This window comes from Rhodospirillum sp. A1_3_36, assembly GCF_047263945.1.
Classification (GTDB): Bacteria; Pseudomonadota; Alphaproteobacteria; order Rhodospirillales; family Rhodospirillaceae; genus Rhodospirillum.
In genome coordinates this window covers 14,421-38,289 of the sequence record NZ_JBLAVB010000022.1, presented here as the reverse complement: position 1 = coordinate 38,289, position 23,869 = coordinate 14,421, and the positions used below count along the sequence as shown (strand labels likewise).

33 protein-coding genes are annotated in these 23,869 nt (G+C 62.0%); 11 read left to right on the top strand and 22 right to left on the bottom strand.

Annotated elements, in window-relative coordinates; genetic code table 11:
• Nucleotides 1-151 precede the first annotated feature (151 nt).
• The 3 genes from ACLIRY_RS23680 to ACLIRY_RS23670 all read right to left on the bottom strand — a co-directional run bounded on the left by ACLIRY_RS23680 (nucleotide 152) and on the right by ACLIRY_RS23670 (nucleotide 931).
• Complete coding sequence (locus ACLIRY_RS23680) at nucleotides 152-484, bottom strand: hypothetical protein (protein ID WP_413207897.1); 333 nt, start codon at nucleotides 482-484, stop codon at nucleotides 152-154.
• A 94-nt stretch (nucleotides 485-578) separates the two neighbouring features.
• Nucleotides 579-740, bottom strand: coding sequence for a hypothetical protein (locus tag ACLIRY_RS23675; RefSeq protein ID WP_413207896.1), 162 nt, complete (start codon nucleotides 738-740; stop codon nucleotides 579-581).
• Nucleotides 701-931, bottom strand: a complete 231-nt coding sequence (locus ACLIRY_RS23670; protein ID WP_413207895.1) for a DUF736 domain-containing protein — start codon at nucleotides 929-931, stop codon at nucleotides 701-703. Before ACLIRY_RS23670 ends, ACLIRY_RS23675 begins: the two co-directional genes overlap by 40 nt.
• A 1,950-nt stretch (nucleotides 932-2,881) precedes the next feature.
• Here ACLIRY_RS23670 and ACLIRY_RS23665 point away from each other — a divergent pair.
• Nucleotides 2,882-3,154 carry a type II toxin-antitoxin system ParD family antitoxin gene (locus ACLIRY_RS23665; protein ID WP_413207894.1) on the top strand — a complete coding sequence of 91 codons (273 nt, stop codon included), beginning with the start codon at nucleotides 2,882-2,884 and terminating at the stop codon, nucleotides 3,152-3,154.
• Between the two features lie 3 nt (nucleotides 3,155-3,157).
• Nucleotides 3,158-3,514 (top strand): type II toxin-antitoxin system RelE/ParE family toxin, encoded by a 357-nt coding sequence (locus tag ACLIRY_RS23660; protein ID WP_413207893.1) that lies wholly within the window; start codon nucleotides 3,158-3,160, stop codon nucleotides 3,512-3,514.
• Nucleotides 3,515-3,541: 27 nt separating this feature from the next.
• Here ACLIRY_RS23660 and ACLIRY_RS23655 read toward each other — a convergent pair whose 3' ends face one another.
• The 12 genes from ACLIRY_RS23655 to ACLIRY_RS23600 form a co-directional block, all read right to left on the bottom strand.
• Nucleotides 3,542-3,907, bottom strand: coding sequence for a hypothetical protein (locus ACLIRY_RS23655; RefSeq protein WP_413207892.1), 366 nt, complete (start codon nucleotides 3,905-3,907; stop codon nucleotides 3,542-3,544).
• A gap of 50 nt (nucleotides 3,908-3,957) precedes the next feature.
• Nucleotides 3,958-5,829 (bottom strand): type IV secretory system conjugative DNA transfer family protein, encoded by a 1,872-nt coding sequence (locus tag ACLIRY_RS23650; protein ID WP_413207891.1) that lies wholly within the window; start codon nucleotides 5,827-5,829, stop codon nucleotides 3,958-3,960.
• A gap of 15 nt (nucleotides 5,830-5,844) precedes the next feature.
• A complete protein-coding gene (locus ACLIRY_RS23645) occupies nucleotides 5,845-6,126 on the bottom strand; it encodes a hypothetical protein (RefSeq protein WP_413207890.1) in 282 nt (93 codons plus the stop codon).
• A gap of 99 nt (nucleotides 6,127-6,225) precedes the next feature.
• Nucleotides 6,226-6,651 (bottom strand): hypothetical protein, encoded by a 426-nt coding sequence (locus tag ACLIRY_RS23640; RefSeq protein ID WP_413207889.1) that lies wholly within the window; start codon nucleotides 6,649-6,651, stop codon nucleotides 6,226-6,228.
• Nucleotides 6,652-6,783: 132 nt separating this feature from the next.
• Complete coding sequence (locus tag ACLIRY_RS23635; protein WP_413207888.1) at nucleotides 6,784-7,908, bottom strand: hypothetical protein; 1,125 nt, start codon at nucleotides 7,906-7,908, stop codon at nucleotides 6,784-6,786.
• Between the two features lie 45 nt (nucleotides 7,909-7,953).
• Nucleotides 7,954-9,222 carry a hypothetical protein gene (locus tag ACLIRY_RS23630; protein WP_413207887.1) on the bottom strand — a complete coding sequence of 423 codons (1,269 nt, stop codon included), beginning with the start codon at nucleotides 9,220-9,222 and terminating at the stop codon, nucleotides 7,954-7,956.
• Between the two features lie 73 nt (nucleotides 9,223-9,295).
• A complete protein-coding gene (locus tag ACLIRY_RS23625) occupies nucleotides 9,296-9,757 on the bottom strand; it encodes a hypothetical protein (protein WP_413207886.1) in 462 nt (153 codons plus the stop codon).
• A gap of 76 nt (nucleotides 9,758-9,833) precedes the next feature.
• Nucleotides 9,834-10,502, bottom strand: coding sequence for a hypothetical protein (locus ACLIRY_RS23620; protein ID WP_413207885.1), 669 nt, complete (start codon nucleotides 10,500-10,502; stop codon nucleotides 9,834-9,836).
• Nucleotides 10,503-10,532: 30 nt separating this feature from the next.
• A complete protein-coding gene (locus ACLIRY_RS23615; protein WP_413207884.1) occupies nucleotides 10,533-11,489 on the bottom strand; it encodes a hypothetical protein in 957 nt (318 codons plus the stop codon).
• The gene (locus tag ACLIRY_RS23610; RefSeq protein WP_413207883.1) at nucleotides 11,486-11,830 is read right to left on the bottom strand and encodes a hypothetical protein; all 345 of its coding nucleotides are present in this window, start codon (nucleotides 11,828-11,830) and stop codon (nucleotides 11,486-11,488) included. Before ACLIRY_RS23610 ends, ACLIRY_RS23615 begins: the two co-directional genes overlap by 4 nt.
• A gap of 137 nt (nucleotides 11,831-11,967) precedes the next feature.
• The gene (locus ACLIRY_RS23605) at nucleotides 11,968-13,065 is read right to left on the bottom strand and encodes a hypothetical protein (RefSeq protein WP_413207882.1); all 1,098 of its coding nucleotides are present in this window, start codon (nucleotides 13,063-13,065) and stop codon (nucleotides 11,968-11,970) included.
• Complete coding sequence (locus tag ACLIRY_RS23600) at nucleotides 13,058-13,588, bottom strand: ORF6N domain-containing protein (protein WP_413207881.1); 531 nt, start codon at nucleotides 13,586-13,588, stop codon at nucleotides 13,058-13,060. The genes ACLIRY_RS23605 and ACLIRY_RS23600 overlap by 8 nt, the downstream gene beginning before the upstream one ends.
• A 244-nt stretch (nucleotides 13,589-13,832) precedes the next feature.
• Here ACLIRY_RS23600 and ACLIRY_RS23595 point away from each other — a divergent pair, with 244 nt between their 5' ends.
• Both ACLIRY_RS23595 and ACLIRY_RS23590 read left to right on the top strand, forming a co-directional pair.
• Nucleotides 13,833-14,636: a hypothetical protein gene (locus ACLIRY_RS23595; protein ID WP_413207880.1), complete on the top strand. Its 804-nt coding sequence runs from the start codon at nucleotides 13,833-13,835 to the stop codon at nucleotides 14,634-14,636.
• Nucleotides 14,637-14,695: 59 nt separating this feature from the next.
• Nucleotides 14,696-15,748, top strand: a complete 1,053-nt coding sequence (locus ACLIRY_RS23590) for an IS630 family transposase (protein WP_413207879.1) — start codon at nucleotides 14,696-14,698, stop codon at nucleotides 15,746-15,748.
• A gap of 274 nt (nucleotides 15,749-16,022) precedes the next feature.
• Here ACLIRY_RS23590 and ACLIRY_RS23585 read toward each other — a convergent pair whose 3' ends face one another.
• Entirely contained in the window at nucleotides 16,023-16,328 is a 306-nt protein-coding gene (locus tag ACLIRY_RS23585) for a helix-turn-helix domain-containing protein (RefSeq protein ID WP_413207910.1), read from the bottom strand.
• A gap of 57 nt (nucleotides 16,329-16,385) precedes the next feature.
• Between ACLIRY_RS23585 and ACLIRY_RS23580 the strand changes: the two genes are divergently transcribed.
• Nucleotides 16,386-16,712 carry a hypothetical protein gene (locus tag ACLIRY_RS23580; RefSeq protein WP_413207912.1) on the top strand — a complete coding sequence of 109 codons (327 nt, stop codon included), beginning with the start codon at nucleotides 16,386-16,388 and terminating at the stop codon, nucleotides 16,710-16,712.
• A 78-nt stretch (nucleotides 16,713-16,790) separates the two neighbouring features.
• Here the strand turns inward: ACLIRY_RS23580 and ACLIRY_RS23575 are convergent, their stop codons facing one another.
• A complete protein-coding gene (locus ACLIRY_RS23575; RefSeq protein WP_413207878.1) occupies nucleotides 16,791-16,976 on the bottom strand; it encodes a hypothetical protein in 186 nt (61 codons plus the stop codon).
• Between ACLIRY_RS23575 and ACLIRY_RS23570 the strand changes: the two genes are divergently transcribed.
• Nucleotides 16,951-17,322 carry a DUF3768 domain-containing protein gene (locus ACLIRY_RS23570; protein WP_413207877.1) on the top strand — a complete coding sequence of 124 codons (372 nt, stop codon included), beginning with the start codon at nucleotides 16,951-16,953 and terminating at the stop codon, nucleotides 17,320-17,322. The two genes, ACLIRY_RS23575 and ACLIRY_RS23570, sit on opposite strands and share 26 nt — an antisense overlap.
• 4 nt (nucleotides 17,323-17,326) lie before the next feature.
• Nucleotides 17,327-17,815, top strand: a complete 489-nt coding sequence (locus tag ACLIRY_RS23565; RefSeq protein ID WP_413207876.1) for a hypothetical protein — start codon at nucleotides 17,327-17,329, stop codon at nucleotides 17,813-17,815.
• Between the two features lie 5 nt (nucleotides 17,816-17,820).
• Here the strand turns inward: ACLIRY_RS23565 and ACLIRY_RS23560 are convergent, their stop codons facing one another.
• From ACLIRY_RS23560 to ACLIRY_RS23545, 4 genes are all read right to left on the bottom strand, one after another.
• Complete coding sequence (locus ACLIRY_RS23560) at nucleotides 17,821-18,060, bottom strand: helix-turn-helix domain-containing protein (RefSeq protein ID WP_413207875.1); 240 nt, start codon at nucleotides 18,058-18,060, stop codon at nucleotides 17,821-17,823.
• A gap of 74 nt (nucleotides 18,061-18,134) precedes the next feature.
• Nucleotides 18,135-18,446, bottom strand: coding sequence for a hypothetical protein (locus ACLIRY_RS23555; RefSeq protein WP_413207874.1), 312 nt, complete (start codon nucleotides 18,444-18,446; stop codon nucleotides 18,135-18,137).
• Nucleotides 18,447-18,571: 125 nt separating this feature from the next.
• Nucleotides 18,572-19,699: a toprim domain-containing protein gene (locus ACLIRY_RS23550; protein ID WP_413207873.1), complete on the bottom strand. Its 1,128-nt coding sequence runs from the start codon at nucleotides 19,697-19,699 to the stop codon at nucleotides 18,572-18,574.
• Between the two features lie 113 nt (nucleotides 19,700-19,812).
• The gene (locus ACLIRY_RS23545) at nucleotides 19,813-20,094 is read right to left on the bottom strand and encodes a hypothetical protein (RefSeq protein WP_413207872.1); all 282 of its coding nucleotides are present in this window, start codon (nucleotides 20,092-20,094) and stop codon (nucleotides 19,813-19,815) included.
• A 259-nt stretch (nucleotides 20,095-20,353) separates the two neighbouring features.
• On the opposite strand from ACLIRY_RS23545, the gene ACLIRY_RS23540 reads away from it, so the two are divergent.
• Complete coding sequence (locus tag ACLIRY_RS23540) at nucleotides 20,354-20,800, top strand: MobC family plasmid mobilization relaxosome protein (protein ID WP_413207871.1); 447 nt, start codon at nucleotides 20,354-20,356, stop codon at nucleotides 20,798-20,800.
• The gene (locus tag ACLIRY_RS23535) at nucleotides 20,797-21,630 is read left to right on the top strand and encodes a relaxase/mobilization nuclease domain-containing protein (RefSeq protein WP_413207870.1); all 834 of its coding nucleotides are present in this window, start codon (nucleotides 20,797-20,799) and stop codon (nucleotides 21,628-21,630) included. The genes ACLIRY_RS23540 and ACLIRY_RS23535 overlap by 4 nt, the downstream gene beginning before the upstream one ends.
• Nucleotides 21,631-21,839: 209 nt before the next feature.
• Here ACLIRY_RS23535 and ACLIRY_RS23530 read toward each other — a convergent pair whose 3' ends face one another.
• On the bottom strand, nucleotides 21,840-21,980 hold the full coding sequence (locus tag ACLIRY_RS23530) for a hypothetical protein (RefSeq protein WP_413207869.1): 141 nt from the start codon (nucleotides 21,978-21,980) through the stop codon (nucleotides 21,840-21,842).
• 32 nt (nucleotides 21,981-22,012) lie between these two features.
• On the opposite strand from ACLIRY_RS23530, the gene ACLIRY_RS23525 reads away from it, so the two are divergent.
• Nucleotides 22,013-22,318, top strand: a complete 306-nt coding sequence (locus ACLIRY_RS23525; RefSeq protein WP_413207868.1) for a trypco2 family protein — start codon at nucleotides 22,013-22,015, stop codon at nucleotides 22,316-22,318.
• Nucleotides 22,319-22,432: 114 nt separating this feature from the next.
• Entirely contained in the window at nucleotides 22,433-23,860 is a 1,428-nt protein-coding gene (locus ACLIRY_RS23520; RefSeq protein WP_413207867.1) for a hypothetical protein, read from the top strand.
• The last annotated feature ends 9 nt before the right edge of the window (nucleotides 23,861-23,869 follow it).

The window sequence follows — 23,869 nt, the reverse complement described above, 5'->3', positions numbered from 1 at the left end:
GTCCATCGAAGCGCCGGAGAGCGGTCCGCCAAAGGCGGTGTGTCCGGCGCGGGTGGGCAAAGGATGGCGGGCCAGGGCGCGCGTGCTCAGGATCGGAAATGGGGGGTATCGAAAACGATCCCCCCCCTTGAAGGCGGGAGAAATGCGGGGCTCACGGCCCCGCGTCGGCGGCCTTGGACAGGCGCGTCAGGGCCGCTTCCAGCGTCGCGATCTGGCGTTGGGCGGCGATCCGTTCGCGCTTGGGCAGACCGGCGCGCAGTTCCTGGGTGACCAGCCAGATGGTCTCCCGGAGGTCGTCCTCCGTGTAGGGGAATCCCTGGATCGTGATGGACTGGGACATGGCGATATCCTCCGGAATGTGACCGTTCCCACCGTCGAGAACGGTCTCGCCGGTCATCCGGGCCGGGGCGATCCTTGACGGCCCCGTCAGGCCGGGTGGCACGATGGGACTGTCGAGACGAACAGCCCGTCGGTGCGACCGCACCGACACCGCTTCTTTTCGGGACGGATCGTCTGGATGGAGGACACGGAAAAGGCCCCACCGGATCGCTCCAGCGGGACCTTTCGGAGTGGGAGGCTCAGCGTTCGCGGGGCTCCCAGAGGGCGAGGTGGGTGGTGCCGTCTTCCTGGGGCGTCTCCAGCTTGACGAGGCGGGCGCGAACCCAGTTGGGACCGAATTCGGGGGCGGCAATCTTCAGGTTCAGGTAGGTCCGCCGCTGGTCTTGGCGACTTGGCTCCATCCGGCGCCGACTTCATAACCCAAACCTCTATTACGGGGGCCGTTACCGGCATAGACGCGATAGTCGGGGGCGTTCTCGGACTGCCGGGAGACGGGGTGGATGACCAGATTGGCGGTGACGTTGAGGGTCTTGAGGATGCCGGAGAAGTCGCCGCTGTCCTGCTTGGTGAACGTGCCGAGGGTGATGGCCATGGGGGTGATCCTTCGCTGTTCCTCGCGGGGACCATCCCCGCGATGTCTCCAGCGGGAAGACCGCATAGGCGGGACGGTTCACCCGAAGCGCAGCGGAGGGCCGGAACACCGTGGAGGACCCGCCCGACGGGGAAATGTGCAGCGCAAGCGACCGCGAGGAGCGGACCGCAGGGAGGCGGGGACATTTCTCCGGAGGGGCGGGTTGAACGGACCGGCGCGGGATTTACGCGTGAAAGAGACATGCCGGGATGGACACCGCTCGGAGGAAAAGCCGATGAAGGATGCCCTGGCCATTTCGCCGCGAGAGCCACCATGCGGGAGAGCTTGGCGGGACCGGGATTTCCGAAACCGGTACGGATTTCGCGCTCGTCCTCCTCATCGAGTTGGCCGGGTCCCGGAGCGCCCTACCCTGCCGCCAATGCCGGTTCGGTGATGGGAATGGAGGAGGTGTGGGAGGGGTCATTCGCCCAAAAGACAGCCGCGCATACCTGGATCAGGGTCGATAGACGACGTGTCTCAACCCATCCGCGGCCCACGGAAAGCGAAAAGCGACCATGGAGGCACCTCCTTTTCTCACCCAGGATGGCGCGTTCTGTGCCTCCTCCGAATGCCTATCCCGAGCGGACCAAGTTAACGGCCCGTCGTTATTCCAGCCGATCCGTGGCGAGGTCTTTTTCTTTGTTGCGCCAGGGACGGAATCCCGAAGTGGGCTCGATTCACGACGGCCCGGCACGCGGGGGCATCCCGCGTGGACGCCCAAACCAATACTTCGGGGAGCTGGATTGTCCCCTTTGCGCCCATTCCGGTCGATATTTGTTTGGCCGCCCGTGTTCATAAGCGGTTGCAACCAAAGCCATCGAGACGTATCAAGAGCGCTGGTTGTCCCGTGTCGTGTCGTCTCCTTCTAGCCTTTTCAAGCGCGGGTAATCATTGTAATTAAATATCATGCAGTTGCTGAAGAAGATATTTTAGAGTTTTTTACTCAATCATGTTATGTAGAGGCGCAATTGATGGCATCAGAAACAGCAGCGCCTGCTGCCACTCTCAGTATCTATGACCCTTCCACGATCCAGGGGGCGATAGTCTGGGGGATTATTGCTGGAGTGCTTGCCTCTATATTTATTTTTACATTTGGGACATTATTTCAAAAGGTGTTCATTCCGTGGTATCAGAATCTGATATTTAAAGGAGTTGACCTCGCGGGTAAGTGGGGTGCGCAAAAAACATTCTCAGGCGGAATAACTTACACCTACTCAATGGTTCTCCACCAAAACGCTCATTCATTAAATGGCACGATGACTATTGCAAAGAATAATTCTGCTGCGCAACCGCCCGGGGGATATCTAGGCGACTACATTCAGGGTTTCATATTGTCTGGAACAACATGGGAAGGCTTTGTAACTATAAACATGACAAGCGATGATAGACGTAGTTTGTCGTTCGCGACGAGCTTACTGCAAGTCAGGAACCGAGGCCAAAGCTTAGTTGGACATATGGCCTACAGAAGTTCGCGAGTAGATCAAGTTGACTCTGAAGAAATTATATGGACACGAGTGTAAGTTTTCCTGTTTTCTTTAGGTCAATACGCCTCCTATCCTGAAATAGAAGGGTACTCGTCGACCATGCTTTCATCGTAGCTGGAGGAGAAATAACGAAGCAGGCGAGGAACTGGCTTGGTGAACGGCTGGATGCAACGAAACGTTCTCAAATCATGTTCATGGATCGCAACGACATACTCGACCTGTTCATTGTCGCAAACATTCCTCTTCCAAAGGGTGCTTTACCTCCAACAGAGACGTGGCATGTGCCAGACGACGAAATACCCTTTTAATTCGACATGCGAAACGGTTTCCTAAAGAGGGCCGTCACCCAGTGTGCGACAATTTTGACATCTATTGCGACAAACCTATATACTGATTCTATGTGTAAATTTTAGTCCCGGAGGCACCCATGGCATCGGATCGGATCAACGCGCGGCTGACAGAACCTCTCGCGGCCCATGTCGCACGAGTCGTCGGCGCGAAAGGGCTTTACGAAACGCCCAGTGAATACATTCGCGCCCTGATCCGGCAGGATATGGAGCGACAAGACCTCGCTCATTTCAGCGCGGCCCTGGAGTCCGGATACCGGGACATCGAGGCGGGGCGTGTCTTCAAGTCCAGTGGTTCCTTCACCGAGGATCGGAAGATATTCGAGCAAAAGGAAAAGGATGGTTGGCGGTAGGAGATGGCGGATTTCTACCTGACACGAAGAGCCTACCTGGACCTTGAGGTCATTCACGCCTACTCCCGGGAACACTGGGGCGACCGCGTTGCCTCCGCCTATATGGACGATCTTTACGCGGCCTTTCAGCGCATGGCCGAGGATCCGAGCCTGGGAACCGCCCGTCGGCACCGGTCACACCCATTTCTCATGGCTCCTGCGGAACGCCATTTCGCCGTTTACGAACAGGCGGGCACGGACATCATCATTGCCACTGTACAACACATGCGACGGGATATCGAAACCCTGATCGCGGGCCTGGAAGCCGACCTTCTGGTCGAGATCAACCGCATCCGGCAATCTATCAAAAGTGTGCAATAGCCGGGATACGAGACGTGGGAGCCCCAATCACTCCCCCCCACCGCCAGACTTTTTCCTCTCGTAGAACCGCCGCGTCGCTTCCTTGGAAACCTGAAGGGCGATGTTGTCGTCGGTGTAATCCAGGCCGTCGGCCTCGCCGGTCATGATGACATAGTCGAGCACCCGCCCGAGCGCCTGCCCCAGCGTCAGCTTTTCCATGGTGGCGCAGCGCTCGACCATGGTGAGGAACGCGTCCTCGGTGTAGGTGAATTCACAGGCCAGGGCGCGGTCCCACCAGGACCAGACGAGGCGATAGGCCTCGACGCGTTCCTCGCGTCCGCCGGGAAAGGTCAGGGTCCGGGTGGATACCCGGAACATTTCCTTCTTTTCCCGTTCGATCAAATAATCAAGCATTCCGCACAGCATAGCACGGAATGCTTTCCTTTCAAAATGGACCGGTTTTCTTACCGTTCGTGCCCAAAATCCCGTCGGAACCCCTTGGCGGCCCCGGTGAGCCGCTCCGTCACATGCCGGATGCGGTCCTCGCGGTTGCGCATATGCACCCTTTGGGCATGGTCCGGGTTCTGGACCCAGTCCGGTTTCGGGTGATCGTGGCCGGGGACGGGCGGATCGTTCCGCCGGTCCTCCAGTAGGCGAAGCAGGTCCTCGCGGGTGGCGGGTCGGCGCTGTCCGCCGTGGTCTTCCGTCCGTCCCCTGTCCTGGAGACGGCGGTAGGCATCGGATACCCGGCTCATCGTCCGAAGTCCCGGTCCGACCGGTCTTCGCTTCGGTCCGTCCCGTCTTTCCCTTCCTTGGCTTCCTTGGCTTCCTTGAGGCGCTCCTGGGGCGTGCGCAGCACCACCCGGCCATCGACGGGCACCGCCTCCAGCTCCACGGTCAGGCCTTTTCCGTCCTTGTGGGGAAAGGCCGCGCCGACGCGGGTGAAATAGCTCTTGACCTGACGGTCCTCCGGCAGGGAGAGCACCTCGTCGGGGGTCATCAGGCGGCGGGACTGGCTTTCCCGGTGACCGGAGAGCCAGTCGGCGTGACTCATTTCCCCGGAAGGGATCGTCTCCGGCGAGAATGGCTTCGGCCAGGGCATCGCGCTTCCTGGCCGCCTCCCGCTGGCGGGCGGCATCGGCGTAGCGCAGGGTTTCCGTGCCCAGCATGTTCGAGACCAGCATGCCGGTTTCGTAATCCCGCACCCCGAAGAACTGGCGCATCTGCGCCGAGCCCAGGAAGCTTTGCAGGGCGGGCGCGCCGTAGTTGCGGGAAATCTGGCCGATGTCCTGGAAGACCGCCCAGGCCCGCACCCCCGCGCCGCGCCCGAAGGTGAAGGCCTTGAGCAGGGCCTCGAAGCGGCCCAACTGCCCGGCCTCGTCCACCAGCAGCGTGACGCGCGGGGCATCGGGACGGCGGGACTTGTGCAGGGTGGTGACCGTGAAGAACAGACGCGCCAGGGGCGCCCAGAGGCTCAGATATTCGGCGGGGATGTTCAGATAGACCTTGGAGACCCGTGCCGGATCGCACAGAGCCTCCAGGCGCAGCCCGTCGGCCCCGCCCGTGTTCTCCAGGGCGGCACCGAGGACGGGATCGTCCATGAAGGTCAGATGGGCATAGAGTTCGCCCATGATCGCGCCGAATTCCTTGGGGCCGTCCTGTTGCTTGGTCAGCATTTCCCCCGCCGTGCGCCGTACGTCGGCGAAGGAGGAGGCGAGCATGCGTTCCAGCCGCGCCGCCCAGAGGGTGGTGTCCCCCTCGATGGTGTTCACCAGCCGGTGCAGGCGCGGCAGGCTGGCCGAGCCCTCGGTCTCCACCAGGGTCTTGAGGAGCGCGCCGAGCCAGCCCTGCGCCCTCTGCTCGAAGTATTGGCCGTTGGCCGCGCCGCTCCGGGGGATGAGGGCCTCGGCGACGAAGGCGCAATCGGCATGGAAATGGGGACCGTCCGCCCGCAGGATCGCCAGGGGATTGCAGGGGTGGTGGGGCAAGGGACCGGTGGCGCCCGCGAGCCCCAGGGGGTTCCAGCACCAGGCGTCTTCATCACGTGGGGCGTGGACGTGCAGGGAGATGGCCGCCAGTTCCCCACGCGGGTCGAGGACCATCATGCGCGCGCCGGGACTGTCGCAGACCACATAGGCCAGCAGGTCCCGGAGCTTCACCGATCCGGCTCCGCCGATGGTGATCATCGGCGCGTCACCGTCGAGCCGGAGTTGCCGTCCCACCCAATGGCCGATGGGCAGGCCGGGTCCGTCGAGGAGTCCCGCGCGGGCAAGGTCCGCGCCCGTGGCCCAGGCCGCGCTGCCGAAGCGGAACCGGGCATTGAAGGAGGAGGACATGGTGCCGCCCTCCGGTCAGGGACGCAGGGAACGGCTGACGAGCCGCAGCCCCACCGCCGCCAGGAGCGCGGAGACCAGCCCCTTGACCGCGAAGAACACGACCAGCCCCAGGACGGCCAGCCAGCCGCTATCCGCCCAGCGCGCGGCCTCCGGGCCGTAGTAGGTGGCGGAGAAGGCCATCGCCCAGGCGACGGTGCCCGCGTGGATGACCGAGGCGACGAAATAGGCGGCGCCGAGCCCCGTGGTGAAGGCGATCCCGCCGACCGCCCGCGTATAGGCCGATGATCCCCGTGCCATGGTCCGCTCTCCCGCTTCCGATAGGACAAGAGCCGGAGGACGATCCTCCGGCTCCTGAAGGGTGGGATGGGACAGCGGGCTCCGTGGGGGAAACCCGCCCTATGGGTCGAAGTGCCGGGCGATGTCCGGCTTGTCGATCCAGAAGGCCAGGTCCAGCAGCCGCAAGCGCTGGAGCACCCGCGCTTGGGGCTTTTGCCGGGGCGGCACCTCGGCGAAGCGCATGAAATCCGACAGCCACCGGAACGAGCCGTCATTGTTGAAGGCGTCGTCGATAAGCGTATCGGGAACGGGGAACGGGCGACCGCCCGGCCATTGGATCACTCCCTCGTAGCCGAAGATGGAATCGGCCATCCAATTGGGGATTTCCCGGCGGGACAGACCCAGCCCCACCGTCCCCGTGGCGACGCGGCGCAGACGGTCCCTGTTTCCCAGGACGCTGTCCGACGCGACACATATCCGTTCCTCGGTCTCGTCAATCCGATCACGGAAAAACGAGCCGGAAGAACACTCCTGCCCCTTGAGCATCTTGCTCTCCTCGTCGTGAGGAGAGGCGCCTCTCGATTGATGCGATGTCGACGGGACAAGAGTGCCGGACCAGCGTCGGGCGGCTCCGCATGGAGTCCGCATTTTCGGAGGGAGCGGCGCACGGGACGGGGGTCAGGTAAAGCGGTATGGCCGCAAGTCCGCCCGCAAGGCCTGGAGAGCGTCCTGCCGGGCGTCGAGGTGATCCTGGAGGGTGGTATTCCCCATGTCGGCGCGCAGCCGGTGCCCCGACGGGAAGGAAGGAAGAAGCAGGGAAAGACGGCTCATATCCTCGAACGCCGGACTGGCACGGGTTCCATCGCCCCCCATTGCCGGAAGGGTATTGCTCGCCAGGGTCCGCATGAGGTTGTGGAGGCGGATATAAGGAAGCGGGTGCGTCTCCCGTGGGGCGTCGTTCAGGCGCTCGGCGTATTCCTGAATGATCCATGCCGTGGAAAAACAGGCGAACAGACAAAGCCGCAGGGACGTTTCCCCCGGAACGCTCCGCAAGCCCTCGATGTTTTCCATGTTCTCATGGTGGAGGCGGCAGGCGGCATGGAACGCCGACTGATCGGCGTCCAGTTCCAGGCACTGGTGCATGGCTGGCGCCAGGGCGTGTGCCTCCCTGGCGTCGGTTTCCGTGAAACCGAAATGGCGTCCCCGCGATCCCATCCAGCCCATATGTCCGTTCACGCAATGACAGAGCTCGTGAAACCAGACGAAGCGGATCATCGTCACCGTCATGAGAACAGCCGTCAGGGCACGATGCGGACAACGGGGCAGAAAACCGCTGGCCGTTTCCAGAAACAGGTTCTTTTCCAGGGCCGCGCCTTTTTCCCGCATCCAGAAACCGGGCGGATAGCCGTCCAGGGGAGGCGGCGAGGTTTCATGCGCGGGGTCGCCCAGATCGGGAAACAGGGAGGCTTGGGAGAAGCAGAAGAGCGCGAATTCAAGGAACGAGGCCGCCAGTCCGACATGGACCCCACAGAAGTGGATGCCCCGGCGTTCCGCCGCGAAGGCGTTGGGCTGGGCGCTATCCAGATAGGCGAGGACCAAACGGAACGGCATCCCATCGGCGCGGCGCAGGTTGGTCGTGGAAGCCCCGAGAGCCCGCATGCTGAGCAGGGCCAGCTTCAGGAAATCGCGGGCCGGATCGTCGCCCAATGTGTCGGGATCAACCGCCGGACGACGCAGTTCCCGCGCGGCGAAACGGCGGAAAGCCAACCATTGACGCGCGGAGTCTGAAGATCGCGGGAGCATGTGTCCACGATAAGCCGCGCCCGTCCCTCTGTCATCGACGGCGTATCAGGAAATCGTGCGTCTACCATTCCCCTGGACACTGGGACGCCGAGGGTCCTTTCCCGTGGCCTTGACCAGATTCCGCATGCCCCTGTAGGCGGCGGTATGAACGACGGGAATGCCCCCGCCCTCGGCGAACATGGCGTTCACATCCGCGCCCTCGTGAACCGCAGCGATGGCATGATCGAAGCGATGGGCCGCCATGGAAAGAATTAGGCGGGATGTCGCGTCCGGGCAGGGTTCCAGAGCCGTCAGAAATCGGGCTTCCCCATCCTCGGCCAAAGCATGCCACGCATCAATTCCGTTCTGTTTTTCTTCACTCATGGACTGAAATAAAAAATCTTTTCCTCTTATTTCTTCATCATAGAGGAAATCTTCATCGGAGGCAATTTTTGCCATATTTCCGACTTTTCTATCAATTCTGTAGAATTCATGCTTCCCGTTTTTACGGCCCAGCAGATATCCCATGGATGGGGGATCACGCGGGGTCTGACCGTCCCTGACGTGAATCCAGCCGGAAGACCTGTGGGCGCGGAATCCCACCACGCCTGCTTTATCCGTATGAAGCTCGTTCACGATCACCACGCCGTGCGCCGGGTCTTCCTCGCCGCCAATGAGCAGGAGGGCCAGCGAGCGGGTGATCGTACCCGCGCCACGCCCCAGCCCCGTCTCCTCGCATATGGCGTCGGGCTCTTCCAACAGGCCGGGAAGGCGATGGTGGAACGCCGGGGCGAAGCCATCGGTTTCCGCGATGACGTAGGCGGGGTCGCTCAACCGGAAGACAGACCGCCGTTCCCGTACCACGAGACACCCGCCGTGATCGGGACTGGCGAGCGTCACGATGATTTCCATCAACCGGTCCCGGGAAACCGGTTCATAGGCATGATACGCACCTGGCATCCCTTGAATGCCCTCTGGTCCGCTTGTTCGCATGAAAAGTTGGGACAGGGCGGAGGCGGCGCGGTCATATCCGCCGGTCGCATGATGGTCCAGGTCGGTTCGTGTAATGAAGCCGAACGCCAGCAGAAACCCCGCGATAGCCGTCAGTGCTCTCTTGCCGATGCGATATCCGGGCGTGTTCAGAAAGCGGCTGATCGTATCGTCGCTGGCTTGGCCGGGAATATCGTCGGCGACGTTGATTTCATGGGCGATCCCATGGGGAGTCCATTTTCCTCCTGTCGGCGCATCAAAAACCGTCACATGGATCAGTTCCGACCGGAGAAATGCCCGTAATTCCGGCGTCACCCGCGAAAGAGATATTTCCGGTTCGTCCATGGTGACCCCGCCTCATGTGTGCATCATGACTTGATGTCGGTTTCGCCGGACTCACCCGGCCATGCCAAAGACCTCAAGACAATAAACCAATAATCAGCTTAAGCAGAATCCCGCCGGGAGACAGCAGGGGCGTGACGGCGGTGAGGGACTGGTAGCCGAACCACAGCGTCACGCCGAGCATGACCACCGGGCTCCACAGGATCGTGCGGACGATCTTGTGCGTATAGTACCATTCCACGCCGCTTCCCCGATGGACCGCTTTTTCCTCGCGGGCGATGGCACGGGCGTCCGGTGTCCCTTCCCCGGGCAGGCGCGGCATGGACAGGCCGAGCAACGCCCGGATGATCCCGCCCAGCAGCAGCACCGCCCCCGCGCCGAGCACCACGACCACCAGAGGCTCCACCAGGGGGCTCTTCGCGCAGGCCTCCGGTGATCCCGCGTCGCAGGTGTACAGCAAAACCGCGAAAGCCGCGCCCGCGCACAGGACGATCACCAGGGCCAGCTTCAACAGGGTCTCCAGCAGCATCTTCACCATCACCCTCTCTCCTTCGCGTCGGTTGGTGCCCGGCCCGGGGTTTCCCCAGGGCCGGACACGGGGGCGGACCTCGGCTTCAGAAGGTCGGAAGGGGCTGGAAGCGGCTCACGCCCGCCGCCGCCGTCCAGGCCTTCCATTCCTTGATGAGATGCCGGGTCAGGGCGGGTGTGCCACCCTGGGTCTCGCCGATCCCCAGCATGGTCACCGCGCAACCGTCCAGAAACGCCGAGGCCGGACGGGGGAGGCCGGCCTCACCCCGGATGAGCGCCGCGCCGTCCACGTCCTCCGACCACTCGACACCGTCGGTCAGGAGAAGAATGCGCGTCGGCTCCGCCACGCAGTCCATGGCGTAGGAGGCATTTTCCAGACGGCTGAGGATATGGGTGGAGCGCGCCTCCCCCAGGGTGCCGTCGGTCACCAGTTCGGGCATGCGGGCGACGAGGCCGCCCACGGTCTTCGCCACCTTGCGCGCGGGTTTGCGGGGCGAGACGGTCAACGCCGCCCGCTTGAGGTTCGCCCCCAGGCCATAGTCGCCCAGGGTTTCCAGATGGACGGTGGAGCCCTCCGGCAGGTCCTCCAGGGCCTCCGTGACCCAGTCGCCCGCGTGCCGGGCGAAGGCGGCCTCCGTGGAGAACCGCGTGGAAGCCGACAGGTCGATCCAGACATACACACTGTCCGCCAGCGCGGGCGCGGCGCAGCCCAGGAAGACCAGGACGGCGGTGGTTCCCTTCAGAAACGTGCTCATAGTCATTCTCCTTCCGTATGCCGTATGGGGTCAGGCGGTGAATGCCTTGAAAACCTTGCGCAGATAGGCCGGGTCGGCCTTGGCGCGGATGGCCGCGATCCGTTCCTCCAGGGCGGGCACGGACCAGCGGCTCACCTGGTCGGGCAGCGCGCTTTTCAGGACGACCCGACGGCCCGTCCGCGCGCCGTCCAGAACCCGCGCCGTCAGGACCCGCTCCGGGGTACGCAACCCGTCCTCGATTTCCGTGATGACGGCGGTGATCGCCGGGCGGATGTCCTTTTGCGTCTCGATCAGGCGCCGTTTGCGGTTTTCGAGCCGGACGCCCTCCTGGTCACAGGCCTCCAGCACCCGCGCCAGATGACGCGCCTTGGCCGCGCGGCCCCTGATCCGCCCCGCCGTCCTGGCGATGCGGATGGCCTCGGTCAGGCAGTGGTGGCCGAGAAAGGTGGAGACGGTGAAGAACCCGGCGGTGACCGCCGCCAGCACCAGGGCGAAGACCGGCGTTCCGTAGTCCTGGGCGATCCGCACGGCGGGATGACGGATATCCTCGCCCAGGAGCATGCTGGCGTCCGTATCGGCGAGAAGCTCCACCGCCGCGTTGAACACCTCGAACCCGAGAAAGAGCCCGATGCCCATGGGGATCGCGGGCGTGAGAACCCCGGCGGCGCGCCGGATCACGTCCGAGGAGAGGCTCCCCGCCGCCTGTTTCAGATCGATCACCCAGAGCGCGCCGATGGCGAGCAGGGGGGTGACGCTCTTCAGGGCGACCATCGCCGTCGGACTGTCGGGAAGCGCCGCCCGCATCACGGAAAAGGTGATGCTGAAATCGATCCCGACGACGAGGCCGATGAGCGCGACATAAAGGGGCAATCCCCAGACATCCCCTCGGACACGCCGGGCGTCGGCGGCGCACCCCTCCACGAGGCGGTGAATGACCGCCGTTTGATGGGACGTCAGGGGGGCGTAGTCCGTTCCCGGCCCGGTCATGGGGCGACCTCCGGTTCCTGGGGATCATGACCGGCGATGCGTCCCCATTGGTCCGCAATGCTCCGGTCCTCGAAGGCGTCACGCATCTCGTCGGCGGGGAAGTCGCCGTTGAGCGCTTCGAGCCCGGCCAGACAGGCCAGAACCCGGGCATGGAGCACCGCCTGCCGCTCCTCGATGGCCGTAATCTCGGAGGCGCCTGCTTCCCGGCAGGCGGCCATGGCTTCGAAGAGCCGGTAATCGGCGGGAGTCATCAATTCGGAAACATCCCGGCGCAGGTGAGCCAGGGCAGCCTTGGCCCTCGCGTCGGAGGGCGGCTCTTGTGGAATGGTGGACTCCGTCATGGGTCTCTCCCGGCATGAACACTCTGTCATGCCGACCATGACAGCGCTCGGGGGAGGTTTTGGGGGAAAGCCAACCGTCAGAGCATTCTCTCGTCCGTTCAGGAGAGGGAAAGGGAGGGATAAAGGTTACGGGGGTATCAGGGCGTTTCCTGACCGTTGAGCGCCGTCTCAAGCGCCGCGATATAGCGGTCGGCGTCCTTGGCGAGCGCCATGCTCAGGGCGTCGAGATAGACCCGTGAAGGAAACGCGGCGGTGGCTGTTTTGAGTCGCGCACGCACGATGCCCGGCTCCAGGCCGAGACGGTCGGCGATTTCCGCCACGCTCAGGCACCGCAGGTAATAGAGTACCAGAAGGCCGCGCTCCAGCGCCGGAAGACTCCGTGTCCTTCGCTTCACATCCATATGCAGCCCTTTATCCGCCTCGCGGACACGGTCCCGGGCCTCTGTCGGGTTCACCAGCTTCGCGGCCTCCCGGTCACGCCGCGCCTTGGCCGCGAGACGGTCCGTGAGCGGGTCGAGCGCCACGCTTGGCGTCTGAATGGGAGCGAGACACCGGTTGGCCCGCGCGGGATCGAGCGGTACCGTGAACGTCTTCACCGCGCGCGTCAGAACCGGACAATCCGGCGGGAAGAGAACGGATGCAGGGACGCCGAGGGATTCGGCGGTGGCACGCGCCGTCCGTGTCAGATTGCCCGTGCCGTCGAACGGCGAAACCTGACAGGCCTCAAGCGCCTCCACGTCCCGGGGGATGAGGCCACGATCACCGAACGCCTTTTCAAGGTCCGGTCCCTTGCCTTTCATGGCCTCTGAAAGCGTCGTATTGGTGATGGCGACGGAGAGTGTGAAGACGGGCCTCGTCTCATCGGGGACGCGTCCCGGCTTCAGGGTATCCGGCATGCGCCCGAGGGCCTCCCTCATGGCGCGGTGCGCGTCTTCCCCAAGGTCCGCCCCCCGGACCGCGTCTCCGGCAAGGGGAAACAACGCGGCGAGTGGCTTGCCCAGCACAGCGGCGAGCGCCGCCACATGCGGTTTGACGGTGCCGTCTTCTCGAAGGGGCGCGGCTTGGCGGGTGAGGAGATAATTCAGTTGGCCGACCGTACAGCCGGTTACCCCGGCGAGCATGGCGAAGGTGGGAAAGGGAGAGGCGTCGATGGCCTCCCGAAGCGCCCGGTTCGAGATGTCTCCGGCGTTGCCGCCGGGGTCCGTCGGTGAAGAGGCCGGGCTTTTCTCACTCATCGCCGTCTTTGGGCCATATGTAGCCGATTGGTTTTTTACCCGGGGCAGGGAGTTTCAGGATTCTCTCCACATGCTCATAGAGGCTGGCGATTTTCTGGTCGTGCTCCTCGATCTTGCGTAACACGTCTTCATGGGTCGCCAGCATTTCCCGCAGGCGGACGAAGGCTTCCACGATGGCGATCCCGACCCGCGCCGCGTTCGCGCCCCGTAAAACGCTCGACAACATCAAGGCTCCGTGTTCCGTGAAGGCATGGGGCGGGCGCCGCAGTCCCATCCGCGCGGACGGATTGGAGGTCACGATTTGTGACCTCCAATCTTCCAGCTCATCCTTCGTGAGCTGGAACATGAAATACGGAGGAAAGCGGTCCTGATTGCGGTTGACCGCCTGATTCAGGGCTTTGGTTTCCACGCCGTAGAGGGCGGCCAGATCGAAATCCAGCATGACCTTTTCGCCCCGGATAAAATAGATATCAGCGGCGATCCGTTCAAAAGGAATAAGAGAAGAGGGCGATTCACTAGGCATGGGATAAAAACAATATCATTAGAAAATATACATCGCCAGATCACCAAGCGATAACGGCATTAAAAAATTCTCAAATCCTGTGAATCACAAAATCAGCATTCTCACAAAGAAACAAGAAATGTAAATTTTCATCAATTGATTAGGATAGCTTATATACAATTTATCTCAAATTGTTTATTTTACATAATCTTAATTATATTCTTCTATACTACACATATAAGAAACGCACACTTATTGTGTGAGCATGAATATGGCAACAGGATTTCAAGAGAATTTACAGACAGGAAAGCCGGAATTGAACGGCATGCCGGGCGGCATGGCCGGGATTTTGGCTGAACTTGAGGGCGGTGCGCTTCGGGCTGACGATATCCCCGCTTATCAAACGCCGCTTCATTTCACGTATGCGAATGATGGGCAGAACGGTGCCGGAGGCGTGCAAGTCGCTTTTAGCGGCGGTGTATGGAATGGAACGCCGCAATCCTTACAGGCGGGCACGGACACGCCGGAGCCTGCGACAACATCATCCACGGCGAACCCGGCAGGGGACAGCCCCTTGACGAGTGCCGTGCTGACATCCAAACAGCCGGAACCTGCTGCTGAGCCCGCTATTGAAGAAGACGTGAAACCGGAAGCGTCCTTGATCAGCGCGTTCAAGCCGCTGGCCGGAGCGCATGTGACCGAAGGCAATAAATTGGAGTGGTTCATCGAGGCGAAAGCTGCTGCAAAAAGCGGCACGGCGGGTGGTTTTGCCGCAGGCGAGGGCGGAAACGATAACCGCACAAAGAGAAAAGCAGAACAAGAGGCAGAGTCCCGCACACAAATGGCTCAATACCTTGTGTTCCTGCGGTCACGCCTCGACACGTTGAATGCCGATATTGGTGAGTTGACCGAACAGATTGACGCTTTTGAAGCGCAATATTTTTCGCGGGAACAACAGGATTACTTTAATTCTCTTCCGCCGGAAGATCAATTTGCCGCGAAAAACGAGGCAATGCTTCAAATGCTGGCCGAGGGAAAAATTACGCAAGAACAGTACGATATACCCTGACTCCCTGATAATCCGAGGCACCGCTTGATATTGTATGCGCAATGGATTCAGATGCCGACATGATGTCCGCTGATTTTCTGACCCCCGAGGAACTAACGCTGCTGACGGCTCTGGCGAAGAGCAACAAGCTGGAGCATCGTGTTGCTCGTCGAGCGAATGCGATGGTGCTTCTCCACGAGGGCTGGACCTTTGACCGGGTTGCCCAGGCGCTTCTGATGGACGACAGCACGATCCGGGAGTGGCACGCGGAATTCCGCGCCAGCGGGGTCGAGGGGCTAAAAGAATTCCAGCATAAGGGCGGCATGCGGCGGATGTCGGCGGAGCAGGAGGCTGCCCTGGTGGCCTGGGTGACGGAGACGCTGCCCCGCAGCACTTGCGCAGTGGCGCAATGGATGGCTGACGACATGGACATCCGGTTCGACAGCCGCTCGGGCATCATCAAACTGCTGCACCGTCTGGGGTTCGAACACCGTAAGCCAGAGGCCGTGCCGGCCAAGGCGAATGTGGTCAAGCAGACCGATTTCATCGACCGGTACGAGAGCCGGCAGACTGGCTTGGAGGCGGACGAGGCGACGGTGTTCGTCGATGCCGTCCACCCCACGCACGGCGCGCATCCCATCGGCTGCTGGATGCCCAGAGGCGGACGGGTCGGCGTCGATCAGAGCAGCGGACGGGACCGCCTCAACATCCACGGCGCCATTGACCTGGAAACGGGCGAAACACGCATGATCGATGTGCTCACCGTCGATGCGATCAGTACCATCGCCCTGCTCTCCGCCATTGAAAACATGCACCTGGACAAGCGGCGCATCCACGTCTATCTGGACAACGCCCGCTACCACCATGCAAGGGCCGTCAGGGAATGGCTGGAACAGGCCGGTCGCAGGGTCGTTCTGCACTTCATCCCTGCCTACTGCCCTCATTTGCGGCTCTGGGGCCTTATGCACCGCGAAATCACCCACAACCGATGTTATCGGCACTATCGCGATTTCGCCAACGCCATCCTTGGCTTTCTCCGCCGAACCGTGCCCGAAAACTGGCGCGATCTATGCGATCATGTTTCCGATAATTTCAGAGTCATAGACCCTGCGCAGATTCGGATTTTGGCGTGAGCGGGGTATACAACAAGGCATGCGGCAGCTATTACAAATCCATCCGTCGCGCCGATATCGAGGGTCGCTTTGAAAGCCTGCTGGCCTCGGCCCGCCCCTCGGCCAAGATGCGTGCGCTGACCCTCGACCTGTTCCGCCGTGCATGGGACCAGCAAACGGCCCGCCTCCAAGAGATGAAAGAGGGTTTACGTCGCCGCGTGACCGAACTGGAAAAGCAGTCGGCGGCCTTGCTGGACCGGATCGTGGAGGCCACCAATCCCAGCGTCATCGCCCGCTACGAGCAACGCATTGACGAACTCGAACGCGAGCGCCTCGTGACGGTGGAGAAACTGGAGGCCAGGACCGGAAAACGGCGCGGTTTCGACGAGGTTTTTAAACTCACTCTTGGCCTTCTGGCAAGCCCTTGTAAGCACTGGGAAAATGGTTCAATAGAGGGCCGCCGGGTCATACTCAAAATCGCCTTCAATCGCCGCAGGGACGCGCGCCGCACCAGCGTGCGCCGCCCGATCTTGACCGAGTCCAGCGTGTTATCGTTGAGCAACTCATAGAGCTTGGTCCGCCCGATGCCCAACAGGGCCATGGTGTCGTTGACCGACACCAGTTCGGCCTCGGGCCCGGACTTGCGAGCGGGCGCTTGTTGCCGAGGCGCATCCTCCGAACCGTCCGCGACGACAGCCGCCTCTCCGACCGGCACCACGCATTCGAGCAGATAGGTCTGCAGATGCCGACCGAGGAAACCGATATGGCCGTCGCCGATGAGGAGATAAGCGATCTCCCTCCGCCGCCGGAGCGCCGCGAGATCCTTCTTGGGAATGCCGACGATATTGGCCGCCTCGGTTTCGTCATAACGCCGATATTGGGCAACCTCCATGTCCCGCGCCATCTCGCGCAGGACATCGTTTGTCTGGCTTCCGTCGTGCTTGGGCTTTTCGGGCATGACCGGCGGCATGGGCAACGGGGATAGGGACAACCAGCATACAATGCCCGCCGCGAATGTCGCGCCTTCGTTCAGGGTTGGCGCGGATTGAGACGGCTCCAGCCGCTATCCCTTGAACACCTGTTCCCGATGGAACTTGAGGAACTGGGGATGCGGTCGCATCTCCGGCGAGACCGGGAGGCGCAATCGGCGATCAGGATTGATCAAGCGCTCCACGGCCTCCGGCACATGCCCCCGCGCGAGCAGAATATCGTAATCGTCACCGATGGAAATCAGCCCACGATCAAACATCCCATCTCCCGTTCCGGAAGATCCGAAGACAGCAAGAATTCGACACTTGAACGATCACCTGCGATCTACGTTCCTCGGGGGACAGGTATACCTAAGCACAGGCGTTTCCGCGCTCGACGATGAGGAGAAAGCAAGAATACTAATGAAGGTCAGACACTTTGATACCTTCGAACCGGGCAATGACCCTTACGGCGAACATGACTTCGGCGCCTTCACCGCCTGTGGCAGGAAGATTTATTGGAAAATAGACACATACGACAAGACAATGACTTACGCATCTCCGGCCCCTTGGGATCCCATGCAAAGCAGGCGCGTTCTGACAATTCTGCGAGCGGATGAGTACTGAATACATGCGGTCACCGTGGGGCAAAGCCGAACAGGATTGGTTCGGCTTTGCCAATGCCCGTACTGACCTCCCGTGCTATGCTCCCGCCATGACCATCGAGGACCTCCCCATGACCGACGCCCAGATCGCACGCGCCTACCCGCACCTCTCGGAGCCCATGGCGCGCGTGGCCCTGCTTGGTGAAGCCCTGGAAATGACGCGGGACCTCGCCGCCGCACGGCTGGAGTTCGCCGAAGCCGCGAAAAGCAAAGCGGTGGTGGATGAAATCATCTCCCGTCGCGGCACCCTCGCCGAGATCGAAAACGCCGAAGAGGTCGCGAGGCGGTACATTCTGGATGTCCTGACCAAGCTCTCGGAGCAGGAATTGGAAGAGGGCCGGGAGAAGGGCCTCCTCTCCTCCGAGGATCAACGGGAAGCCCTAAAGGCCATCCGCACGATGAGCCTCCAACGCGGACGCACAGACGGTCGCGACAAGGACCGCGAGCGGGAATAGATCCCCTACGGATAGAAGGCATAACCCCGCCCATAGCGCGTTCTCAACGCCCGGCGAAGGAAGGCATGCCGTTTCCTCAGCTGCTTGATATAGCTCTCGACGATGGTCGGCTTGGCCGTCGTGATCCCCGCGACCCGCATGAGGGTCTCCCGGGGGACCGGATGCCCAGGGCAGCGGATCAGGGCGGCCAGGATGCGCGCCTCCCGCTCGGTCATGGTGACGCTCTCCCCATCGATGCGCGCCACGCCACTCGCCACATCCAGCGAGACTGGGCCGGAGGAAACCTCTCGCCGCATCGTCGTGGAAGCCCGGGCATGCTCTACGCGTGCCAGGATTTCCGGGAAATGGCAGGGGAGCTGGTCACCACATCGATCAACGCATCGTCAGCGGACAACAGGAGCACCGGCACCAGACCGCCATACCGTTCAACAAACGCCAAACCGCCCACTCCCCAATCGAGGAGAACCGCCTCCGGCGCGTTTCTCTCCATCGCGGCGGAGGCAAGGCGCATGTCCGTATATTGGAAGACGGCATAGCCTTCGGCTTGGAAGGCGTCCGCCAATTCCAGACGCAACACGCGAGACAGGCCAATGATAAAAAGACGGGGCCGGGGACAGGGAGAAGGCGTCATGGGATACGGGGTTAAAAAAGCACCGCCGCAGTGTACGAGCCCCTCCATGAAATCATGATGAACTCTCTGGAGATCGTTCGGATTGAGACGTTTCTTCAGACTTCAAGCGGCGTCCCAGCAATTTTCTACAGAAGACCCCGCGCCCTCAACCACGCCAGTTGTCGAGGGGCAAGATCGCAGGGATCCATGATGGATTTCGAGATCGAGACACTTCGCGCGTCACCCCCTGTGAATTCCCGCTCCCAGTCGAAGACCTCCGCCTCCACCCCATACGCACTCAGCATTTCCAGCGCATCGGCGTTCGTGGCCCGCCCCGCCTTGTCCCGATCATAGAAGACGATGGCGCGAGACGCGGACAGGCGGGACAGCGCCTCGGCCAATTTCCGGGCCTGCGGCTCATGCAGGCGCGCGCCGAAGGTCGCGACGACATTCCGCAGCCCTGCCTCCACGCATTTAGCGACATCGAAGGTCCCCTCGACCACGAGCAGGGTCCCGGTCTCGCGGGCTTGCCGTGCGGCCCCGGGATCGAGCACCAGGTTGTCGAGGTTGTAGAGTTTCAGCGAGGGATTGAAGCCGCGATAGAAGCGCCACTTGCCGTCCCGCTCCTGCTCCTCCGTCGTGGCGCGGCCCATGTGGGACAGGATCACCCGCTCCGACCACTCCTTGTCCAGACCGCCCACCTGAAAGACCAACCGCTGGGCAAGCATGCTCCGCGTGCCCTTAAGATAGCCGCAGCTGAGAGTGCGGCAGGTCTCCGCCGAGATGCCCCGCTCGACGAAGGCGGGATGCGTCCCCAGTTCGGAAAGGCGCGGCACGAGGTCAATGTTGATGGGAGCGTTGCACGCTTCCGAGGGGGACGGATCGGCGGGGTCGTTCGGCGTCGACGGCTTAGCCGCTGGCGTGCGAACAGAAGGCCCGAAACCGCGATCCACGATCCAGGCCGCCACCTCGTTCAGCTTCATCATTTGGCCACGCGTGGCGTGGATGGCCTGGACGAGTTCGATCACCCCACCGCCCGGCTTGTCCCGCCCCGGCGCGCTCGCATGGCTGGACCAGTCGTACCAGACGCCGGGCTCCTTCATGTGAAAGCTGGCCGTCTTTTCCTCGGGGTGGAAGGGCGAGTAGCCCCAGAACTCCGCGTCCGTGCAACGCCTGACATCGGCGCGGACGCCCAGTTCGTCGAGCAGGCGCCGCCAGTCGCAATGGTCGCGAATGGCCGAGAGTTCGTCGGGATGGAAGAAGCGTTTGGTCATGCCTCCCACCCTAAGCCGCCCCGTCTTTCCTCAGAAGACAGGCTCCCGATTTGCACCAGCATCGCCCCTCCTCCTACGCTGGAGAAAACCCATGGGCCACTCCGAGCGACGAGCTACCGCTCCCGTTCCGTTTCCCGCTCCCGTGTCCGGCCCCGCGCGAGTTCGACGAGCCGTTCCTCGGAGGAGGCTTGAACCGCCCGCCGCTCCTTCGCGATCTCGTGTCCCCGGTAGCCGTGGGCATAGCCCGCGTGGTAGCCGTGCACGAATTCCCGGGCATAGGACGACCGACTGACCAGCCCCTTCCAGAAGGACGGGCGCGGTCTCTTGTCCCGTCCGGCATGGCCATCCTCCGAACCTTGGTCGAAGCCTTCCCGATACGCGCCACCCACGAACACGATCCGTCCTCCCCACACGATCCGGCATCGAGTATCCCTGTGGACGGCCCCGCCCGCCACCCCTTCTTCCTTCCTTCACCGCTCCAAACCGACGCCGAGAAGGGCACCAGCGGTGAGCCGGAGAACGGAGAGCAAAGAGCGGAACAGCGGTGATGCAAGATTGGGATTCTGCACAGAGCATGGCGGAGACCATGCCCGTGCCGTACAATCCCAACTTGCCAAGGGGAGCCCCCCTTGGAACCCCGCGTAGCCAAAAGCCATGAGCGAAGACGACGGACCACCCTCCGACACGCGGAGCGCCGACCGAGCGGAGAACATGCGGCGCTACCGCAAGGACTACTGGGAGCGCTTCCGGCAAACCCGGCGGCGGGTCTATGGCACGCTTACCGCCGAGGAGCACGCCCGGGCGGAACAGCGGGCCAAGGACGCGGGCCGGTCCGTCTGGGCGCAAATCCATGCCGAGGCGGAAGCCTATGCGCGGGGAGAGTACCTCCCCAGCAAGGATGTGGAAGAAGGCATCGGCGACCTGATCGTCCAGCTCCGCCGCATCGGCAACAACATCAATCAAATCGCCCGCGCGGTGCAGGGCACCGGAGAATTCGACGGCAACATCCTCCTCGACCGCTTGGCCGAACTGGAGGACCACATCCGCGCCTTCACCGAGAAGCCCTGGGGACGCCCCACCGACAATGACGCCGAGCCATGATTATCAAATCCCTATCCCGCAAGACGCCCAGCTTCGGGCAACTCGCCGCCTATATGCTCGCGGAGCGGGGAGACGGATTTGACCTGCGGCACAACCTCCCCATGAAAGCGAGCACATCCGAAGCCGTCGTCGCGGCCTTCGAGGAGAACCATACCCTCCTCCCCCGGCGTGCGAACGGCAACGCGCTCTTTCACGAGATCATCGCCCTGTCACCCGACACCTCCCTATCGGTGAAGGAGCAGAAGCGCGCCCTGCTCGACCTCGCCCAGCGTTACCTTGATCGACGGGCGCCCCGGCAACTGGCCGTCGGGGTCGTTCATAGCGAAACCCCGCATGTCCACATCCACCTGATGATCAGTAGCAATGCCGTGCTGGGCCGACACCGCCTCTGGCTCCAGAAGCGGGAGTTCGCCGATATCCAGCGAGCCGTGGAGGAAGAACGATTGCGCCTCTATCCCGCCCTGGGACAGGCGCGCCCCATCGCGGAGCCCTGGCGCGGATTTCGACCAAGCGTCCGCGAACAGGCCGTCGCCCGGCGAAAGGGAGAACCGAGCCGCAAGGAAGAACTGGCGGCGGAGATCCATTCAGCGATGAGGGAAGCAAAAAGCCGCGACGCCCTGAACAAGGCGCTCGGCGCACTCGGGCTCACCCTATATCAGCGAGGCCGCACCGTTGGCGTGCTGACCGAAGGCGGACGGCGCTATCGCCTCGCCACCCTGGGACTGTCGGAACCCTACGCCGAGACGCTCACCCGCTTCGACCTCGTGGACAGCCGCATGGCTTCGCTCCAGCGCGGGCGGGTGAGAACGGATCGAGAGTGGGAACGATAGTCCCTCCATTCAAGTGTAGCCCAGCGGAGGCGCCAGAAGGTGGACGAGAGAGACGGTTCCATCGCCCGTCGCGCAACTCGATAAACGACTGACCCTTTTCGCGGTGGCGCGTTTGGCAACGAACGTCGAACGGGAGGGGGCAGAAAATTTTTACTGTGTCGGAACCTTGGGAGCTCGCGAAAGAGGAGGCGTCGCCCTCGACGGGGAAGTCATTCCAATCCAGCGCCACGCGGCTGCGAGACATATTCCGCCGCAGTGGTGCGCCAGGGCCGCCCCCCCTTGTCGTGACCGGCTCCGTTGCGTTTGCCGCCCTCGCTTGAGAGGGTGACAATGAAAAATTTATTGTTCATAATTTCACATCATCAAAGTGCTGGAGGTCCCCATGTCCGATGACAGCCTGTCTTTATCCAAAGCGATTCAATCGCTCCGCAAAGAGCTGAAGGAGGCACAGAAGGAAGGCCCTGATGCCGGACTGCGTTTCCTTATCGAGGATATCACCTTGGATCTGCAACTGGTGGCCAGCGTGAAGGCAGAGGGAGGGGGGAGCGTAGGGTGGTCTGTTTTTGGTGCCAAGGCGGGGGCCGAGGCGTCCCAGACCAATACCCACCGGATCCAACTGAAAATGAAGCTGGCGCCGGATGCCTCTGGCAAGCCTCAGCTCATCGGTGACGATGAGGTCATGGATTAAGGTGCGACGATGCAACCCCAGAACTGGAGAAACGCCGTAAAGGTCATCCGTGTCCCGAGGGCCAACGGCTATGCGAAAATAGGGACGGCTTTCCTGGTGGAAGACGGTTTCCTTATGACGGCATACCATGTGGCCTGTCCGGACGACCGGGATGCGAGTGAGCCGATCCAAGTGAAGTGGAATGGCATTTCATCGAAATGGGAGAGCTTGGAGGAGGCGGACGCTGTCGTCTGGCAATGCAAGGAGCATGACGTCGCCTTGCTTCGGGTCCACCGAGAGGACAGGAAGAATGATATTTGCGCGGTCAACCTCCACCGGCCCGAAGACGGCACGAAATGGTTTGGTGAAGGCTTTCCCCGGGATGGCAAGACCGAGGAAGCCCGGCCATCCGTGGGGTTTAGTGGGGATGCGCACCACAAAGCGGACGAGTACAAGTATTTCGAAATCTCAGTCTCAGCGGGCACCCCGAGAAACGAAGGCGGTTGGGCTGGGGCGTCTGGAATGCCCATCGTGCTCAATGGGCGAGCGATTGGTGTCTGTCTGGCGGTTCCCGAAAACTTTGGAAATGAACGCCTTCACGCCGCGCCTTTTTGGCAGCTTTGGGACAAGGGGGAGTGTCACTCCCCTCTGAGTGAGCACTTGGTGACAACAAGGCACTACGCCGAGTTGCGCGAAAAACTCGTGGCCGCGATGACGGCTTTCGTTCAGGCCAAGGAAGCTTTCGGGACCTTTGCAAAACACTTGGGCTTAGAGCATTCGATTCCGGAAAACTCCAGTGATCGCGAAAAGGCCGAGAGTATCGTGGAGGCGATGCTGACGCGACGGGTCGAGGATAGCCTCAAGGCCTTGCACACGACCATGAAGGAGGTTGCGCCCCACGGGGACTACTGTCCGACGATCGCGGCCTTGGTCCAAAAAATCGCGCCCATTCTTTTTCGGGTAACGGGAAAGACCGCAGCTGAGATCGAGCACGCGGCGCGCCATTACGGTGGCGTCGTTTATAGCCCCTTTGGCACCTGCACCATGGCGGAAGTGCTCGTGGCCGTGGCGCAAGGGCGCCCCCTCGACTTCATGGACCGGAAAAACCGAGAGGATCGCCTGCCTGTTGGAAGATACCTTCTCCCCCTGTCTCCCGTGTTCGGCATGCCCAATGAGGAAAACCCGTTGCTGACGACCCTGATCGAGGAATTACGGCAGAGAACAGACGTCCCCAAGGTGGACGAGAAAAAGCCTTTCGCTCAGAGCGTGGTGGATAGGCTCAATATACAAGTGTCGGCAAAATCCTCGCTCGAGGATCTTTCAGAACTCCGGAGCTATTTTGAGGTCAGCGTCGAATACGACGAACCGCTTCCCTACATGGCGGTCATCCCACCCAAGGAAGCGGCCGGGCGAGTCCTTCTGCTGGATGCCATACATAAGCTGACCAACGCGGAAACAGGTATTCCCGAGCTCTTCGTGATTCTTCTCGACCCCACGGCCCGCGCATCGGATCGGGCAACCTTGGGAGGGCTTCCCTTATTCGTCCCCGTCGCATCCACCTGATCAAGGGAT

Bases quoted from the DNA above. Each gene is read 5' to 3' on its own strand.
- ACLIRY_RS23675 (WP_413207896.1), bottom strand. From the start codon at position 740: ATGGAGCCAAGTCGCCAAGACCAGCGGCGGACCTACCTGAACCTGAAG.
- ACLIRY_RS23670 (WP_413207895.1), bottom strand. From the start codon at position 931: ATGGCCATCACCCTCGGCACGTTCACCAAGCAGGACAGCGGCGACTTC.
- ACLIRY_RS23665 (WP_413207894.1), top strand. From the start codon at position 2,882: ATGGCATCGGATCGGATCAACGCGCGGCTGACAGAACCTCTCGCGGCC.
- ACLIRY_RS23660 (WP_413207893.1), top strand. From the start codon at position 3,158: ATGGCGGATTTCTACCTGACACGAAGAGCCTACCTGGACCTTGAGGTC.
- ACLIRY_RS23655 (WP_413207892.1), bottom strand. From the start codon at position 3,907: ATGCTTGATTATTTGATCGAACGGGAAAAGAAGGAAATGTTCCGGGTA.
- ACLIRY_RS23650 (WP_413207891.1), bottom strand. From the start codon at position 5,829: ATGTCCTCCTCCTTCAATGCCCGGTTCCGCTTCGGCAGCGCGGCCTGG.
- ACLIRY_RS23645 (WP_413207890.1), bottom strand. From the start codon at position 6,126: ATGGCACGGGGATCATCGGCCTATACGCGGGCGGTCGGCGGGATCGCC.
- ACLIRY_RS23640 (WP_413207889.1), bottom strand. From the start codon at position 6,651: ATGCTCAAGGGGCAGGAGTGTTCTTCCGGCTCGTTTTTCCGTGATCGG.
- ACLIRY_RS23635 (WP_413207888.1), bottom strand. From the start codon at position 7,908: ATGCTCCCGCGATCTTCAGACTCCGCGCGTCAATGGTTGGCTTTCCGC.
- ACLIRY_RS23630 (WP_413207887.1), bottom strand. From the start codon at position 9,222: ATGGACGAACCGGAAATATCTCTTTCGCGGGTGACGCCGGAATTACGG.
- ACLIRY_RS23625 (WP_413207886.1), bottom strand. From the start codon at position 9,757: ATGGTGAAGATGCTGCTGGAGACCCTGTTGAAGCTGGCCCTGGTGATC.
- ACLIRY_RS23620 (WP_413207885.1), bottom strand. From the start codon at position 10,502: ATGAGCACGTTTCTGAAGGGAACCACCGCCGTCCTGGTCTTCCTGGGC.
- ACLIRY_RS23615 (WP_413207884.1), bottom strand. From the start codon at position 11,489: ATGACCGGGCCGGGAACGGACTACGCCCCCCTGACGTCCCATCAAACG.
- ACLIRY_RS23610 (WP_413207883.1), bottom strand. From the start codon at position 11,830: ATGACGGAGTCCACCATTCCACAAGAGCCGCCCTCCGACGCGAGGGCC.
- ACLIRY_RS23605 (WP_413207882.1), bottom strand. From the start codon at position 13,065: ATGAGTGAGAAAAGCCCGGCCTCTTCACCGACGGACCCCGGCGGCAAC.
- ACLIRY_RS23600 (WP_413207881.1), bottom strand. From the start codon at position 13,588: ATGCCTAGTGAATCGCCCTCTTCTCTTATTCCTTTTGAACGGATCGCC.
- ACLIRY_RS23595 (WP_413207880.1), top strand. From the start codon at position 13,833: ATGAATATGGCAACAGGATTTCAAGAGAATTTACAGACAGGAAAGCCG.
- ACLIRY_RS23590 (WP_413207879.1), top strand. From the start codon at position 14,696: ATGATGTCCGCTGATTTTCTGACCCCCGAGGAACTAACGCTGCTGACG.
- ACLIRY_RS23585 (WP_413207910.1), bottom strand. From the start codon at position 16,328: ATGGCCCTGTTGGGCATCGGGCGGACCAAGCTCTATGAGTTGCTCAAC.
- ACLIRY_RS23570 (WP_413207877.1), top strand. From the start codon at position 16,951: ATGGAAATCAGCCCACGATCAAACATCCCATCTCCCGTTCCGGAAGAT.
- ACLIRY_RS23575 (WP_413207878.1), bottom strand. From the start codon at position 16,976: ATGTTTGATCGTGGGCTGATTTCCATCGGTGACGATTACGATATTCTG.
- ACLIRY_RS23565 (WP_413207876.1), top strand. From the start codon at position 17,327: ATGCGGTCACCGTGGGGCAAAGCCGAACAGGATTGGTTCGGCTTTGCC.
- ACLIRY_RS23555 (WP_413207874.1), bottom strand. From the start codon at position 18,446: ATGACGCCTTCTCCCTGTCCCCGGCCCCGTCTTTTTATCATTGGCCTG.
- ACLIRY_RS23550 (WP_413207873.1), bottom strand. From the start codon at position 19,699: ATGACCAAACGCTTCTTCCATCCCGACGAACTCTCGGCCATTCGCGAC.
- ACLIRY_RS23540 (WP_413207871.1), top strand. From the start codon at position 20,354: ATGAGCGAAGACGACGGACCACCCTCCGACACGCGGAGCGCCGACCGA.
- ACLIRY_RS23535 (WP_413207870.1), top strand. From the start codon at position 20,797: ATGATTATCAAATCCCTATCCCGCAAGACGCCCAGCTTCGGGCAACTC.
- ACLIRY_RS23530 (WP_413207869.1), bottom strand. From the start codon at position 21,980: ATGAACAATAAATTTTTCATTGTCACCCTCTCAAGCGAGGGCGGCAAA.
- ACLIRY_RS23525 (WP_413207868.1), top strand. From the start codon at position 22,013: ATGTCCGATGACAGCCTGTCTTTATCCAAAGCGATTCAATCGCTCCGC.
- ACLIRY_RS23520 (WP_413207867.1), top strand. From the start codon at position 22,433: ATGACGGCATACCATGTGGCCTGTCCGGACGACCGGGATGCGAGTGAG.